Origin of the sequence: Candidatus Marinarcus aquaticus, from assembly GCF_004116335.1 — a bacterium.
Taxonomy (GTDB): Bacteria; Campylobacterota; Campylobacteria; order Campylobacterales; family Arcobacteraceae; genus Marinarcus; species Marinarcus aquaticus.
In genome coordinates this window covers 447,354-463,570 of the sequence record NZ_PDKN01000001.1, presented here as the reverse complement: position 1 = coordinate 463,570, position 16,217 = coordinate 447,354, and the positions used below count along the sequence as shown (strand labels likewise).

Genomic DNA, 16,217 nt, shown 5'->3' with positions numbered 1-16,217 from the left:
CCTAACGTAAATATTGTTTTTAAGAACCGTATTGTACCTAAAATTTAAAAAATAATTTATTAAGCGAGTCAAATTAATCATTTTTTTAGGGAATTTCGGTATAATATAGCCCATTATTAAAGAGAGGTACTTATAACGAATGGCAGTTAAAGACATAAATAAAGCAATCGAGTCTATCGTTAAAGATAACAAAGACTCAGTACTTACCTATGAAAAGATAATCAAAATTTTTCCCAAGGCTCCATCAGGTGCAAATGTTAAAAAACTTTTAGCACTGGTTCAACTGTTTAATGTAACACTCATCTCTTCTCAAGAACAAGCCAAACGAATGAATGCAGCTGAAGCAAAAAGAAAAGAAGATTTACGAAACAAAAAAGAGAATGAAGATAACGTTTACGACCTTTTGAAAAATAAAGAGCTGTTAGAGTGGAGTCGTTCTGATTCACCCGTACGTATGTACTTACGTGAAATGGGACAAATCCCTCTTTTAACGAAAGAGGAAGAGATTGAAATCTCAAAAAAAATTGAAACAGGTGAAGATGTTATTTTAGATGCCATCTGCTCTGTTCCATACTTAATCGATTTTATTTTAGAGTACAAAGAACCTCTTGTAAACAGAGAGAGAAAAGTAAAAGAGCTCTTTAAAAACTTCGATGATGAAGACAATGATGATGACTCTGATGACGATAACGACAGCGACGATGATGACGATATCGATGATGATGAAAATCCAGAAGATTCTAAAAAACAAAAGAAACTTGACAAACGAGCGGAAGCAATTATTGCATCGTTTAAAGTGTTAGAAAAAGCAAAAAAAGATTGGATGAAATTCATTGCAAAAGAGCCAGAATATGACGCAAACGATGAAGTAGATGTCATGCAACACGAACTTGCAATTGCCTTTAAAAAGAAGATCTTAAAAGAGGCATTGATTGATTTAGGACCAACGTCTAAACTCATTACAGAGATCGTAAAAGCGATGGAAACGGCACTTAAATCTGACACTGGGTTTGATTCAGAACTCAAACGATTGGAGTACAAACTTCCACTGTTTAACGAAACTCTGGAGAAAAACCACCAAAAGCTTTTAGATAATATTATTAACTTATCAAAAGCACAAATTACAGCTTCTGTACCTGAAGCAACGATGGTTTCTACCTATATGGAAATCAAGAAGTTGTTCCAAACAAAAGAGGCGAGTAAAGGTGGCTTTGATTTAGAACCTGAAGAGTTAAAAGATGTTTTAGAACAGATTAAACGGGGTAAAAAAATCACCGATGAAGCCAAAACACGTATGGCCAAATCAAACTTACGACTCGTTGTTTCTATTGCGAAACGTTACACCAACCGAGGCTTGCCATTTTTGGACTTGATTCAAGAAGGAAACATTGGATTAATGAAAGCCGTGGATAAGTTTGAATACAAAAAAGGGTACAAATTCTCTACGTATGCAACGTGGTGGATTCGACAAGCCATCTCACGTGCGATTGCAGACCAAGCACGAACCATTCGTATTCCAATTCACATGATTGAAACCATTAACCGTATTAATAAAATCATCCGAAAAGGAATCCAAGAGAACGGTAAAGAACCCGATGTAGAAGATATCGCAAAAGAAGTGGGTCTTCCAGTGGATAAAGTCAAACAAGTTATTAAAATCACGAAAGAGCCGGTTTCTCTTGAAGCACCTATTGGGTCTGATGATGATGGTAAATTTGGTGACTTCGTTCCAGATGAAAAAGCACCAACTCCCGTTGATAACATCATGAAAGAGGATTTACAAAATCAAATTGATCAAATCCTTGGACAATTGAATGAACGAGAGCAAGCCGTTGTTAGAATGAGATTTGGTCTTATGGATGATGAGAGTGACCGAACACTTGAAGAGATTGGAAAAGAGCTTACGGTTACCAGAGAGCGTGTAAGACAGATAGAATCACGTGCAATTAAGAAGTTAAAACACCCTAAAGTTGGTAAAAATTTAAAAAATTACGTAGAGAGTTAATTTTAATATATGAATTTTTTTGAAAACTGGGTTGAACTTGATCTAAACCCGATAATTACATTTTCGAATACGGGTAAACTTCTTTACTCAAACGCAGAAGCGCAGTTCTTGCTCAATCGTATAGACGCTAAAGAGCTATACGATATCGCAATAAAATATGCGCCTGCGACGTACGGCTTTAATACAACTTACATCAATCTTCCTATAAAGAACTATGTATTTTATGCCATCACTGTGGGCTATGAAAATGAAGATGAACTTCATATCAAGCTCTACAAATCAACCATGGTGAAAAAAGAGAATAAAATCTCTACTAAAAATGGAGAGATTGCTAATATCTTTACGATTGTTGATTTGAACATCAGTACTCAAAAAACCAAAAAAGAGATTAATTTCATTAAAAACTATGACCCCTCGATTCCTGAATTTAAAATGATGGTTCCAGAGCTTCTAAAGGTCATAGGAAAAATTTATGAATCATTTGATGAGTGCACGATTATCACCACATCCATCAAACTAAAAATCGGTGAGTATATCCGAATTGATAATGAGAAGTACTCCCTGATATCTATTGAGATTATCAGTGATGGTGAATTAAACTTCCAAGAGAGTCTGGATAATGCTTCAAACTCCTCTTACATTTTAACCATTGAAGATAAAAAAGCTACGATTGATCTGCCACTGATTTTGAACTGAGATTCACAGCAAGTGTTGCAAGGGTGACTGTAAGAAGCCCTGCAATATATGCAAAGACATGTAATAAGCCATTGTTATTTAAAGCAAAAAATCCAAAAATCAAAACCATGTATCCTAGAATACGATAGACTGATGCAAAACCACTGGCAGAAAAAATGGCATTTTTAATGCTGTGTTGTTTGATTTTCTTCTTCTCTTGTGTGATGATCTCTTTGATTTCAGAAGCGGAGTACTGCTCTTTTTCTTCATTAATCTCAGAGTATAAATCAAAAGGGTCATCAATTTTATCAATCGCATCTTGCTCATCCAAAGCATTGTTTGATGTCTCTACCCCTTTAAGACGATTTTGAATATTTTTTTTATATCCCCAAAATGAACCCAAAGTGATTAACATGGCAGATATAAATGCCACTTGTGTATTTAAAAGCCACAAATAGTTATTGGCAATGATACAAACAAGTATCACTGCCACATCTAAGATAAGGTAAATTTTTACAAATTGCTTAATAATCGTCGTCGTCATCTTTATCGTTATCACCATATTTAGCTCGGTGGGCATATCGAGGATCATTTTCTAAACCTTCATAGGTTTTTTGAGCTCGTTTATAGGCTTTGTAGATATTTAATCCCGCAGCTGCCAATCCCCAAAATACTCCCAGCCACAACGTCCAAGTTTGTCCCGTCCAATCTTTTAAAAGCATTCCAATACCTACACCCATAGCAACGGCTACAACCATAGAAATACCTAAAGACAAAGAGTCAAGGGCTTGAATCTTATCTTGGTGTTTGGGTTTTTTGTTTACTTCTTCGTTACTCATAAAGTCTCCATAATTTCATCGGCTGCAGTGATGCATGCATCAATTTCATCATTGGTAATGGTTGTACACATAAATCCAACTTCATACTGACTGCACGCAAAATAGAAACCTCGTTTTAACATCTCTTGGTGGAAAGTTGCAAATCGTTCGAAGTCACACTCCCCTACTTCTTTGAAGTTATTGGGCATCTTCTCACAAAAGAAAAAGCCAAACATGCTTCCTCGTGTTCCAACTTGTAAAGGAATATTGTGTTTTGTTGCTGCTTCTTTAAGTCCATTGACCAATCGTTGAGATTTCGCTTCTAGCTCAGTGTAAACAGATGGGTTACTTTTTAGTTTTCGTAAACTCACAAGTCCTGCCGCCATGGCTACTGGATTACCGCTGAGTGTCCCTGCTTGATACACCGTACCTTCTGGGCTTAAGTGAGACATGATGGCTTTAGAAGCTGCAAACGCTCCAACAGGCATCCCGGCACCAATCACTTTACCAAAAGTAATGATATCTGCATTTTGCTCAACTAATCCATGTGCTCCAGTTAATGAAGCTCTGAAGCCTGACATGACTTCATCAAAAATCAACAATGCACCATGGGCATCACACAGCTCTCGACACGTTTGTAAAAACTCTTTAGTTGCTGGAACTAATCCCATGTTTCCTGCAATGGGTTCAATGATGATACACGCAATATCGTTTGAGTCTTTAAAACATTTTTTTAAATTCTCAATGTTGTTGTACTCACATAAAAGGGTGTGTTTGGTTAAGTCTGCTGGCACACCTGGAGAGCTTGGTGCTCCAAAGGTCGCAAGACCTGAACCTGCTTGTACTAAAAGTGAATCCGAGTGCCCGTGATAACACCCTTCAAATTTAATGATGTCATTTTTCCCTGTTACCCCACGAGCAAGTCTGATAGCAGACATGGTTGCTTCTGTTCCAGAACTTACAAATCGAACTTTATCGATGTTCTCATACATCTCAACAATTTCAGCTGCAAGCTTTGTTTCAAGTTCTGTGGGTGCACCAAAACTCAACCCTTTTTTCACTGTGTTTAAAACAGCTTCTTCAATATCTTTATCACAGTGTCCAAAAATAAGAGGTCCCCAACTTTGAACAAAATCCAAATATCTGTTTCCATCAATATCAACTAAATATGATCCTTCACCTCGGTCAATAAAAGGAGGTACTCCTCCTACACTTTTGAATGCTCTTACAGGTGAGTCAACTCCACCTGGAATAACTGATTGTGCTTCTTCATATGCTTTGAGCGATTTATCATACATCATTTTAATCCTATTAATAGTTTTTCTCTCCATCACTTTAAGAATTTTCTTTGTGTCTTGGAGTAATTTAAAAGCAACATTGTACTATAATCTACCCATGAAAAACCTCATATATGCACTTATTTTATCAATAATTATTCATATTCTTTTTTTATCCAACTATAAAGTGACACCAGTCAATAAAGACTCTGCACAAAATAAAGCAGATAAAAAAGTTCAAGCTTCCAATGTACGTTTTGTCAAACTGCAACAAGCCAAAAAAGAGCCTGAACCTAAAAAAGCAGTTGAAAAAAAAGAACCTCCAAAGCCACTTAAAAAAGTAAAAGAACAAAAACCACAGCCCAAACGACCGGTGGTTAAAGAGGCAAAAAAAACGGTACCTAAACCCACGGTTAAATCTGAAGCCATTCCAAACTACATGAAGCCACTGCCTAACAAAGCCCAAACTGATTTGCAAAAAGCTCAAAAAAAACTTCAAAAAGAGAATCTCTCTGATTACATGGTTGCACCCAATATGGACTATAATATGCTCGATCAAATCACTAAAAGTTATCTTAAACTCTATGGAGAAGAGTACAACTCTTTTACAGAAGTTCAGAAAATATTTTTAAAAAACAACTTACGGGATATTGGGCGCATCACAGAGCACTATTTACGATACCCCTATTTGGCCATACGTTTAAAACAACAAGGAACCAATATCGTAGAGTTCATACTCTATCCCAATGGAGATATCTCAGATTTAAGATTGAGCAGTTCTTCTGGTTCCACTTCACTGGATGAAAACACGATTGAGACCATAAAAATTGCGTATAAAGATTATCCAAGACCTAAAGAACCCACAAAAATAAAAATTTATGTCAACTATTTTGGAAACTTTTATTAACACAAAAAAGGAGTTATGATGAGCAATTCTGTACTAGAACACGGTTTAAGTATTGGTTTACATCGTCTCAACAATGAGTTTTATATGAAATTGGTCATTAAAGGTAGACTGACACACGAGGATTATGAAATCATAACACCATTGTTGGATAATGCTGTACAAGGCGTTCAGCAAGCTCAAATTAAAGCCTTGATTGATGCACGTGATTTTGATGGTTGGGATTTACATGCTGCATGGGATGATTTAAAACTGGGATTAAAACACAACAAAGAGTTTATTAAAGTAGCTTATGTTGGAAGTAAAGAGTGGGAAGAGCGCTTAATTAAAATATCCAACTGGTTTACATGTGCAGATATGCAATATTTTGAAGATATCTCAGAAGCGATGCTTTGGTTAGAGTTATAACTTTCGTTCGTAGTTATACAAATCTTTATATCTGAATGCCAACAAGTTTTCTAAAATTGCCATAATTACAATAAAGGTGATAAACGAACTTCCTCCATAAGAAAAAATAGGCAAAGGAAGCCCTACTACAGGAGCAAACCCTAAGACCATTAAAATATTGATGCTCATATTAAAAAATATCAGTAGCCCTAAACCTGAAGCAAAGGCCCGTACAAGATAGTCATCTTTGGAGGAGTAGTTCATAGAAAGCAGGTGTGTTATGAGCAACAAATAAATCAGAATCAATCCCAATGCTCCTATAAAACCATATCGTTCAACATAATACGCAAAGATAAAATCACTCGTTGCAATAGGCAAAAACTTCAACTGCGTTTGTGTGGCATCTTCTTGGTCTTTCCCAAACAATCCACCTGAACCAATGGCAATGATCGATTGCTGTACGTGATAACTGGGTTCATCTGAAATAAAATCAGTGATTCTTTTTTTCTGATAATCTTTGATTAAATAGGTGTAAATTAAAGGGGATGCCAATGCTATCACAATAAAAATAGTCGCCCAAATCTTCCAACGCACACCCACGACAAAAAGCGTACCATACCCCACTAATAAAAGAACAAGTGCCGTTCCCAAATCTGGCTCTTTGGCAATCAATACAAAGGGAAGCAGAATATAAAACGAAATATGAATAAACTCTTTAAGTTTATACCCCCCTTTGGGTGGTGGGTTTTGATAGACCAAATACCCAATCATAAGAAGAAAAATGGGTTTGATTAACTCTGAGGGTTGCAAGGTGGCATTCACAAAGGGTATGGGCAACCAACGTGTAGCTCCAAGTTTAGTGACTCCCACAAACTCAACAGCCAACAAAAGAATAATTCCTATCCAATAAAAAAAGGGGATGATTCGTAAGTTATTTCGTATGGGCAAAAAAAATACAAATATAAACAGTATCGCCGATATCGAAAAGTATATTAACTGTTTTTGTGCTAAGATTTCATTTGTTTCATTGATTAAATGATGTGACAAAAAAATCAGTGGCAATACTAAAAATACTAAAATATGATCAAAATGTGAAATAATTCTTTTATCAAATAATCGCATAGTGAAAGAGTAGCAAAATATGAATAAAAACTTTATTGTTTCAAGCCCCAATCGACTGGATAAGTTTCTTTCTTTACAATTGGATGAAACACGAAATCAAATTGAACAACTTATTAAAAAAGAGTGTGTCAAAGTTGATGGCAAAATCTGCACCAAAACAGGACTCAAACTCAAAGAGGAACAAAGTGTAGATGTAACATTTCCGCAAGTAGAGAAAAAAGAGGCCCAAGCAATTGACTTTGATGTTGAAATACTCTATGAAGATGACTCAATACTGGTCATCAATAAACCATCCAATCTGATTGTGCATGATGCCCCAAGTGTCAGTGAACCCACACTTGTGGATTGGCTCAAACATCAAAACATCTCTCTTTCTACCATCAGTGGAGAAGAGCGACACGGAATTGTGCATCGTTTAGATAAAGGTACCAGTGGTGTGATGGTGGTAGCAAAAACCAATGAAGCCCACCAGTTTTTAAGTGAGCAACTTCAAGACAAATCGATGGGTCGATACTATTTAGCCATCATTGATTTACCACTCAAAGAAAATGTGATTATTGAAAAACCCATAGGAAGAAATCCTCATAACCGATTAAAAATGGGTGTGGTTGAAAACGGACGATTTGCAAAGTCTGCCTTTAATAAAATGGCGCTTTCAAAAAATGAAAAATATGAACTTATCAGTGCCAAACTTTTTACAGGCAGAACACATCAAATAAGAGTGCATCTAAGCTCTATAAATAGGCATATTTTAGGGGATAATTTATATGGTTTTAAGGGTGAATTCAATAAAATAAATAGAGTATACTTGCATGCATATTCTCTGTATTTGATTCATCCATTGACAAAAAGAGAGATGAACTTTACAGCTCCATTAGAAAATGACATGACCACATTTTTAGAAAATAACTTTAACACGGAGGAAATTTGTGACAAAATTAATCAAACTTACATCATCAATTCTTTTAGTTCTGCTCATTAGTGGGTGTACAACAACCAATTTAACTGAGCCATCAAAACCACGAATTGATAACACTTTAGAAGCTGTAGATTCAAACTCTATTCGAACGATTCCTGATATTACAGCCATTGCCTTTGAGTGGCAAAAAGTGGATGACCTACGTGTAAATGGATATTATGTTTACAGAGCAAACATGAATGAAGAGGGACAAAAACTCAAACGAATCACATTTGTACCCAACCGATACGCCACACACTACGTGGACACAAAGTTAGAGCCTAACTCACGATACCTTTATGCCATTGCCAGTGCAACGCCACAATCCAGTGAATCAAAACCAACCACAGCATACAGTGCACAAACACTTCCTGTACCAGCACCTGTCTCTTTTATTCAAGCGATCAGTAACATGCCACGACAAGTGAAAATATTGTGGCGACCACATGAAAGTGAACGAATTAAAGCCTATATTTTAGAGAGAACCACTCCTACAACAGCCAAATGGGAAGAGATAGCGACACTTGATGGACGACTTCAAGTGGAGTATATTGATACAAAACTCAAAGACAATGTGGTCTATATGTACCGATTAACGGCGGTTACTTTTGATGGCATTAAATCCATGCCAAGTGAAATTGTACGAGCACAAACAAAACCTCTGCCACTTCCAGCAAACAAAGTACACGCCACCAATGATTTACCAAGAAAAATCATTGTAACTTGGGAGCCATCACCAACAGAAGATGTGATTGGTTACAATTTGTACTATAACAACAGTGCGGATGGAAGTTTTGATATTCTTAAAAAATTCCCTAATACCGCAACAACCTATGAAGATGTGATCAATGAAGATGGAAAACACCGATTCTATAAAGTAACAGCTGTGGATAAAGATAACTTAGAGAGTGCTCTTTTAATGAACTCAACGATGGGTAGTACACTTCCAAAGTTGAATAAACCCATCATTACTTTAGCACAAATCCAAGGTGAAAAAGCGATTTTAAACTGGCAAAGCGGTGACAGCAGAGCAGTCTCATACACCGTATATAAAACAGTTAAGGAAGGCTTTATGAGCTCTAAAACCATTAAAATCTCTGGGGTCAATGATTTACGATTTGAAGACAGGGATATTGTACGAGGTATCGAATATACCTATGCATTACAATCAATCGATGAAAACGGTATTCCATCTGATAAAACAGAAGCTGTTTCATTGACACTTCCAAAATTAAGTGAGAAATAGTACAACCAATGCCCCATATAGTTTTCAGTAAAAGCAAAACGTTAGAGCTCCCATCACAATGTGATGGGGTTGCTTTTAACTTTATTGCTGCATCATATAATTTCACCCAAAAACCAAGAAAAACCGAATACAAAATCGGTATTACCCATGACAACAAAGAGTTTTTACTTACACTCAAAGAGAAAAAAGAGCATCAACTTTTAAAAGCCGATAAAGTAACCCGTGTTACACCCGTAACCATTGTAAAAGATGCCATCAATGCTTATGCAAAAGCCACAGAAGCGCACATAGAGTTTGCAAACACGCAAAACTTCTCTCAAAAAGTTGAACCACAAAAAGAGTATCTTAAAGAGATTGACTACTTTGTCAATGAGTTTGATACAACAAAAGAGATTCAAATTGAGATTGGATTTGGAAGCGGTCGACACCTTTTACACCAAGCAAAAGAGAACCTCGATGTGCAATTTATTGGTTTAGAGATTCATACACCCTCCATAGAGCAGATGCTTAAGCAAGTAAAAATTCAAGGCTTAACCAACATCTTAGCCGTGAACTATGATGCGCGATTGTTCATGGAGTTTATCAAATCAAACTCAGTGAGCAAAATCTTTGTACACTTCCCTGTACCTTGGGATAAGAAGCCACACCGCCGTGTTTATAGTACTGAGTTCATCAATGAAGCCTTACGAATACTCAATATAGGTGGAACACTGGAACTAAGAACCGATAGTCGTAAATATTTTGATTACTGTACTGACTTGCTCACGCATCTTCCTAAAGGCAGAATCACCATTGATATTAATAAAGATCTGAAAGTTTCAAGTAAATATGAAGATCGATGGAAAAAACAAGGCAAACATATCTATGATGTGGTCTTAGAGTGTCAACAAATGGATGAAGAAATTACCATCGATAAAGATTTCAATTTTGATAAAGAGCTTGATTTTAACTACATCAAAAACAACATTCCTTCTAAAGCAATTGTTGAAGAGGATTATGTGGTGCATGTCGAAGATATCTTTGAAATCGATGAAAAGAGTGGTTTAATTCAATTAACGCTAGGAAGTTTTAACCGTCCTTTGACCAAATATATCAAAATAGACAATGGAAAAGCGTACTATTTCCAAGGCAATCCCGTGCCAAGCAGTGCCAATATTCATGCACATAAAAAAATAAAAGAGATATTGACCCATGATTAATGCTAAAGAGATTTATCTTTCATACGATGAAAACCGTTTTATTATCAAAAAAGGTGCTTTCCATATTCGACCAAAAGAGTTCGTTTTTATTGGAGGAGCCAGTGGTAGTGGCAAATCTACTCTGTTAAAATCGTTTTATGGAGATATCGCTTTAAAACATGGTAAACTGATCATTGATGGTCATGATATGTCTTCACCTCGAAGTAAAATACTTCGTGATGTTCGTAAAAATATTGGGGTTATTTTCCAAGATTATAAATTGGTAAAAGAGTGGACCATTGAAGAAAACATCATGTTGCCCTTGAAAATCAATGGTTACTCCAATGATGTTTCAAAACAACAAGCCATCAAGCTTCTCTCTCACGTTAAACTCTCACACCGTGAAGGCTTTTACCCAAGTGAATTAAGTGGGGGTGAACAACAACGAGTTGCCGTTGCAAGGGCTTTAGCACACAATCCAAAAATCATCATCGCCGATGAACCAACAGGAAATTTGGATGACTACTCAGCAGATTTGGTCTGGAATTTGCTTAAAAATGCCAATGAACAACTTGGAATTACCATTGTAGTTGTAACGCACCGCGTGCCTAAAAACTTTGGAATAGCCTTTCGACAACTCTCAATTGAAGATGGAGTGATTTATGAAGTCTGTTAAAAATATCTTCTCTTTTGTCATTCCATTGACGGTGATGTTGGTCACCTTTTCAATGTACATGTTCACCGAAGAGGTCATCACCAACTATAAAACCAAAATATCAGATGACTACTCCATTGTGGTTATTACCAACACACCTTTAGTTAAAGATGACATCAACTCACTTGCAGGCATTGATGTTAAAAAGATTGTAACTTTAGATAAAAGCAAAATCATAGATAAAGTCAAAGATTCGCTTTCAGATAACTCTATGTTTTTACTCAAACAACGACTGCCATTCTTTTACACAATTCACTTAGAAACCTTTCCCACAACCTCAGAGTTAGAAACCATAAAAAAAGAGCTGGGAGAAATTCCCAACATTAAAAAGATTGAAATCTTCTCAAAAGACCATAATAAAATCTTTTCATTGTTGGTGTTAAATCAAAATATTATCATTGTTTTCTTTGTTATTTCACTGCTGTTTGCTATAATTTTATTTTCGAAGCAGATACAAATATGGTTTTATGAACATCAAGAGAAAATCAGCATCATGCAACTTCATGGAGCTTCAATTATCTACAGTGCTTCAATGGTAATTAAACATGCCCTTATTGGTGCCTTGATTGCCTTTTTTATTGTAACAGGTCTGCTGATTTTTGCGTTTAACAATCTGAATGTTATCTTTCCGCCAGAGCTGGCATCAATCATTGATATTGATCCAACATTGGATAAAGAGATTGCACTGTTGTTTGTCATGTCAATGGTCATCTCCTTAACCACAATTATTGGGGTGTTATTTAAATATAAGTTAAAGAAATCATGAGACTGTTGTTCCTATTACCGCTGATTGCCTTTCAAATATCGAATGCCTCTGTATCAAATATAGAGAAAAAAATTGACAACAATAAAAAAATACTTGAAAAAAATTCTCAACATAAAAAGCAAACCGAGTATCAAATCAGAAAACTCTCAAATGAGATTCGTACACAAACCAACAGTCTTAAAAAACTTGAAAAAAAAATGAGTGTCATTTCTCGTATCATCGTACAACAAAAAGATAAACTTGAAAAAACTAAAAATGAACTGAGCCATCTTGAAGTCAAAGCCGAAGAGTTAAAAAAAGAGAAAGCACGAAAAGAAGAGCGCATTATCAACCTCATTACAGAAGATTTCTCTTGGGCTTTTGCTTTAAATCTGGCTTCAAAAAAATCTCTTAATGAACTCATTGATGCTGAGTTGTATCAAGTGCTTTCAGAAAACTCTAAAGATGAGATTATCCAACTCAATAAAGAGTATCTGCAAGTTTCACAAGATAAAGTTAAAAATGAAAAAGCCATTGATAAACTGCAACAGTTTATTGCCATTGAAACCAAACGAAAAAAGAACTTGTCCAACCTACAAGCCAAACAAGAAAATGCAATTGCCTCTTTACAAAAGAAACACACAGCGTATCAATATGAACTTAAAAAAAGCATCAAAAAGCAACAATCTCTTTCAAACCTTTTGGGAAAATTGAACATTCTTAAAAAAGAGGAGATTGCCAAACAAAAAGAGCGTGAACGAAAACTGGCATTGGAAAAAAGAAAACGAGAACAAGAGATGGCCAAATCTTCTGCTTCCTCACAAAAACGATTTGCCAATAATATTGATTTAGATGTAAGAATGATTGGTTCATCCACGGCAGGGGTTAAAATTGGTCACTATCGAGGCAGTAAAACCATCGCACCTTTGAAATCATATACCATCACAAAGAAGTTTGGAAAGTATTATGATCCAGTCTATAAAATCAAACTCTTTAATGAATCTGTGGTGATGAAATCAAAACAACCCAAAGCGAAAGTTTTCAGTGTACTTAATGGAAAAGTGGTCTATGCTAAAAAAGATTCAGGGATGTTGGAAAATGTGGTGATTGTTCAACACAAAAATGGTCTGCATACTATTTACTCACACTTAGACCAAATCTCTCCAACGATTAAAGTGGGAAAATGGATTCAAAAAGGGTATGTGGTTGGGCGAGTAGATGACAGCTTAACATTCCAAGCAACCAAAAACAGCGCTCATATCAATCCACAAGACCTCTTTAACTGATTATTGAAGCAGATCAATCTCCTCAATACCCGTGGCTTCATCAGCTTTTGAAGGAGCGACTGGTTCAAAACCTTCAGGAAGTTTTGTCTCTTCGTTTAAAACTTCAATTTTAAAATCAACTCGTCTAGAATGCTCAAAATTTTCACTTAAATCTTCATTTTTAGCCGTTTGCAGTGATGATTTGGCAATAGGGGTAACATCTTTTTCAATAAATGCTTGATTGTTGATGATCACATCATTCTGTAAAGCTTTCAGATAATCATACACATTTTGTGCTCTTTTTTGTGAAAGAATTTCATTTTTCATGAATTTAATGTTTTCATCATTGGTTGAATCAAATGTCGAAGAACTGTGTCCTTGTATAAGCACTTTTACTCTTCCTTCAAAGGGTTTTAACCCAGCAATGAGTTTGGGGAAGAACTCAGCAAGTAACTCTTGATACACTGCAGGAATTTGCGAGTATCCTCTCTCAAAGAAGGTATTTTTTGCATTAAATACAATACTCAAACTCTCTTTATCAAATGAAGCATCCCACGTTTTTAAATCCTCAGCCAATGCCGTGTTTAACGAAACATATATCTCATCTGAAAGAGTCGTGTTTGCAGTTTCATTTGTAATATCGGTGTTTGCTTCATTTGAGACATCCATTGCGGGTTCATTGAAGGCTTCTGGCAGTGAAATATTCTCAATAATATTAAGCGTGCTTGTTACTTCACTGCTGTGTTCGGCTTTATCCACTGCAACTGCTTTGATGTTGTATGTTTCTAAAGGCAATTCATTGCTCATAGGAGTACACCATAACTTCTCTTCACTGTTGATGGTTGCATCCAATGTTTGTACGGGTTCATTCATGGCGGTGGTAATATCCACTGTAATCTTAGATGCTACTCCTTCTTTAAGCGTTCCACAAATTTGAACACTTTTTTGTGTAGAGTCTTCTAACGCGTTCATCTCAATTATAAGTGTATCTTGACAAAAAACATCCAAGTTTGAACTCAAAAGCAACTCAACCATATCGGCATTTTTTACTTGTGAAGCGTAATGTAAAGGAGTCAGACCGTTTTTATCTTGGGCACCTCTTTGTGCATCATTACAGACTAAAAGACGTGCTATTTTAAAATAATTGTTTCGTGTAGCATCAATGAGTGGTGTATCCCCATAATTGTCTTGAGTGTTCACCGTTGCGCTCTTTTGAATCAAAGCTTTTGCAATCTCTTCTTGGTTATAAACAGCCGTTAAATGTAAAGGGGTATTTCCAAATTCATCTTTTATATCAATGTTGGCATTGGCTTGAATCAACAGTTGCGCACTCTTTGCATCTTTGGCTCGAATGGCATCGTGTAAAGCCAAATTATTTTTTTCATCCGATTGATTGATATTGGCTATTTGTTGTGCGCTGCCTTGTTCCAAATTTTTATTACTGCAACCAGTGAGTAAAAGTGCTGCACATGATACTCCAAATAGAATCATTCTCATAAATAAACCCTTTCATTTTTTGTCACAAATTTAGTTATATTATAATGCAAGTTAGCTAAAGAATGGATATAACCTAATCCATTATTTTGTTACATAATTTTTTAGATATAAAAAAAGGCACTGCCAAAGCAGTACCTTTTAAAACAGCATAACTAAGAGTGATTAGTGTAAATCAGCGTTGAGTTTTATTTCTCGCGTACTTCTCATTGCAATGATTTGACCATTTACAGAGTTTTGTCTGAAGTGAACCCCATTCACACCTAAGAAATCCATACCTCTCATCAATGGTTTGATCTCTTTGTCTGGATTAATCTCTTGAATAGCAGCCACTGCTTTTTCAGAAAGTGTGATTTTTGTTCCTGGTAAAATAGTTACACCCGCATCTAAAATACAACCATCACCGATTGCTGTACCTGTACAAGAGTTAGCTCCAAGAAGTGTGTTTTCACCAATTGATACAGGCACTCCGTCTGTTCCTGAAAGAACACCAAGAATAGATGCTCCACCACCAACGTCTGATCCAGCACCCACAACAGCTGAAGAAGAGATTCGTCCTTCAACCATAACAACACCTTCAGTACCCGCATTAAAGTTGATATATGCAGCACCTGGCATTACCGTAGTTCCTGCAGCTAATTGTGCACCAAATCGTACTTTTGATGTCTCTAAAATTCTTGTGTTATCTGCAGGAATAACGTGAGATAGGAATCTTGGGAATTTATCTACCATTGTGATTTCAGGGTATTTGTTTGACAATTTAAGAGCAATTTCATTCTCTCTTAACCAATCTAACTCAATTGGAGTTGAACCAGTCCATGCGCAGTTATGAAGTGCACCAAAAATACCATTGAGGTTTAAACTTCTTAATTTTGCTTTTCCAGATGAAAGTGCATACAGTTTTAAGTATGCTGCTTCAACTGATTCAACCACCGCATCTTCAAAAATAAATACCACTTTGAAATTGTCAGCATTCAAACCAGATGATAAAGGCAATGAAGCCAATTGAGAAAGTACTTGAACATTTTTATGCTCTTCACCTTTTGCTTCAGGAATATATGGTCTGAATGTTTCGATACAACTCTCTACAAATGCATCACTCACTTCACATACAAGTTCTGTTTTTGTTGTATCGACAGCTGCACCTGCTTCTTTAAGTGCATTTAAAAACACTGCTGCACTTCCATAATTTTCTTCCCAGTTTACAACAGGAAAAGTAGCTTGTAAAATTTTTTCAGGATTTTTTTGTCCTCGATCAACTCTTGCTAAACCAAACCCAATAGGGTTTCTGTACCAGCTTTGAGATTGAATCTCTTCTACTTTTGCTTTGAATTCTTCTTTAGTAAATATCATAAGTTTCCTTTATAGATTTTGCGAATTTTATCCAATTCTCTTTTAAGAGAATATAAACTCAAATGGTTTATAAAA

At 35.9% G+C, this 16,217-nt stretch carries 16 protein-coding genes; 10 read left to right on the top strand and 6 right to left on the bottom strand.

The window, feature by feature from the left end; all coding sequences use genetic code 11:
* The first annotated feature begins 139 nt into the window (after positions 1–139).
* Positions 140–2,005, top strand: coding sequence for an RNA polymerase sigma factor RpoD (gene rpoD, locus CRV04_RS02335; RefSeq protein ID WP_128995007.1), 1,866 nt, complete (start codon positions 140–142; stop codon positions 2,003–2,005).
* Between the two features lie 9 nt (positions 2,006–2,014).
* On the top strand, positions 2,015–2,701 hold the full coding sequence (locus CRV04_RS02330; protein ID WP_128995006.1) for a hypothetical protein: 687 nt from the start codon (positions 2,015–2,017) through the stop codon (positions 2,699–2,701).
* Here CRV04_RS02330 and CRV04_RS02325 read toward each other — a convergent pair.
* From CRV04_RS02325 to hemL, 3 genes are read right to left on the bottom strand one after another with little or no spacing between them, the layout of a single operon-like run.
* Positions 2,670–3,224 carry a hypothetical protein gene (locus CRV04_RS02325; RefSeq protein WP_228126443.1) on the bottom strand — a complete coding sequence of 185 codons (555 nt, stop codon included), beginning with the start codon at positions 3,222–3,224 and terminating at the stop codon, positions 2,670–2,672. The two genes, CRV04_RS02330 and CRV04_RS02325, sit on opposite strands and share 32 nt — an antisense overlap.
* Positions 3,205–3,519 carry an AtpZ/AtpI family protein gene (locus CRV04_RS02320; RefSeq protein ID WP_128995004.1) on the bottom strand — a complete coding sequence of 105 codons (315 nt, stop codon included), beginning with the start codon at positions 3,517–3,519 and terminating at the stop codon, positions 3,205–3,207. Before CRV04_RS02320 ends, CRV04_RS02325 begins: the two co-directional genes overlap by 20 nt.
* Positions 3,516–4,796, bottom strand: coding sequence for a glutamate-1-semialdehyde 2,1-aminomutase (gene hemL, locus CRV04_RS02315; protein ID WP_128995103.1), 1,281 nt, complete (start codon positions 4,794–4,796; stop codon positions 3,516–3,518). Before hemL ends, CRV04_RS02320 begins: the two co-directional genes overlap by 4 nt.
* Positions 4,797–4,893: 97 nt before the next feature.
* Between hemL and CRV04_RS02310 the strand changes: the two genes are divergently transcribed.
* Together CRV04_RS02310 and CRV04_RS02305 are read left to right on the top strand one after the other, a co-directional pair.
* The gene (locus tag CRV04_RS02310) at positions 4,894–5,682 is read left to right on the top strand and encodes a TonB family protein (protein ID WP_128995003.1); all 789 of its coding nucleotides are present in this window, start codon (positions 4,894–4,896) and stop codon (positions 5,680–5,682) included.
* Positions 5,683–5,700: 18 nt separating this feature from the next.
* Complete coding sequence (locus CRV04_RS02305; protein WP_128995002.1) at positions 5,701–6,087, top strand: SpoIIAA family protein; 387 nt, start codon at positions 5,701–5,703, stop codon at positions 6,085–6,087.
* Here the strand turns inward: CRV04_RS02305 and CRV04_RS02300 are convergent.
* Positions 6,082–7,188 (bottom strand): FtsW/RodA/SpoVE family cell cycle protein, encoded by a 1,107-nt coding sequence (locus tag CRV04_RS02300; protein ID WP_128995001.1) that lies wholly within the window; start codon positions 7,186–7,188, stop codon positions 6,082–6,084. The genes CRV04_RS02305 and CRV04_RS02300 overlap by 6 nt on opposite strands.
* Positions 7,189–7,207: 19 nt before the next feature.
* On the opposite strand from CRV04_RS02300, the gene CRV04_RS02295 reads away from it, so the two are divergent.
* The 6 genes from CRV04_RS02295 to CRV04_RS02270 are packed head-to-tail and all read left to right on the top strand — an operon-like array spanning position 7,208 to position 13,316.
* The gene (locus tag CRV04_RS02295) at positions 7,208–8,170 is read left to right on the top strand and encodes an RluA family pseudouridine synthase (protein WP_128995000.1); all 963 of its coding nucleotides are present in this window, start codon (positions 7,208–7,210) and stop codon (positions 8,168–8,170) included.
* A complete protein-coding gene (locus tag CRV04_RS02290) occupies positions 8,118–9,392 on the top strand; it encodes a fibronectin type III domain-containing protein (RefSeq protein ID WP_128994999.1) in 1,275 nt (424 codons plus the stop codon). The genes CRV04_RS02295 and CRV04_RS02290 overlap by 53 nt, the downstream gene beginning before the upstream one ends.
* Before the next feature lie 8 nt (positions 9,393–9,400).
* Positions 9,401–10,591 (top strand): tRNA (guanosine(46)-N7)-methyltransferase TrmB, encoded by a 1,191-nt coding sequence (trmB, locus tag CRV04_RS02285; RefSeq protein WP_128994998.1) that lies wholly within the window; start codon positions 9,401–9,403, stop codon positions 10,589–10,591.
* Positions 10,584–11,246 carry a cell division ATP-binding protein FtsE gene (locus CRV04_RS02280; protein ID WP_128994997.1) on the top strand — a complete coding sequence of 221 codons (663 nt, stop codon included), beginning with the start codon at positions 10,584–10,586 and terminating at the stop codon, positions 11,244–11,246. The genes trmB and CRV04_RS02280 overlap by 8 nt, the downstream gene beginning before the upstream one ends.
* Entirely contained in the window at positions 11,233–12,051 is an 819-nt protein-coding gene (locus CRV04_RS02275; protein ID WP_128994996.1) for a cell division FtsX domain-containing protein, read from the top strand. Before CRV04_RS02280 ends, CRV04_RS02275 begins: the two co-directional genes overlap by 14 nt.
* Positions 12,048–13,316: a murein hydrolase activator EnvC family protein gene (locus CRV04_RS02270; RefSeq protein ID WP_128994995.1), complete on the top strand. Its 1,269-nt coding sequence runs from the start codon at positions 12,048–12,050 to the stop codon at positions 13,314–13,316. Before CRV04_RS02275 ends, CRV04_RS02270 begins: the two co-directional genes overlap by 4 nt.
* Here the strand turns inward: CRV04_RS02270 and CRV04_RS02265 are convergent, their stop codons facing one another.
* Both CRV04_RS02265 and CRV04_RS02260 read right to left on the bottom strand, forming a co-directional pair.
* Positions 13,317–14,792, bottom strand: a complete 1,476-nt coding sequence (locus CRV04_RS02265) for an ankyrin repeat domain-containing protein (RefSeq protein ID WP_128994994.1) — start codon at positions 14,790–14,792, stop codon at positions 13,317–13,319.
* 162 nt (positions 14,793–14,954) lie between these two features.
* The gene (locus tag CRV04_RS02260) at positions 14,955–16,142 is read right to left on the bottom strand and encodes a tetrahydrodipicolinate N-succinyltransferase N-terminal domain-containing protein (RefSeq protein WP_128994993.1); all 1,188 of its coding nucleotides are present in this window, start codon (positions 16,140–16,142) and stop codon (positions 14,955–14,957) included.
* Positions 16,143–16,217 lie beyond the last annotated feature (75 nt).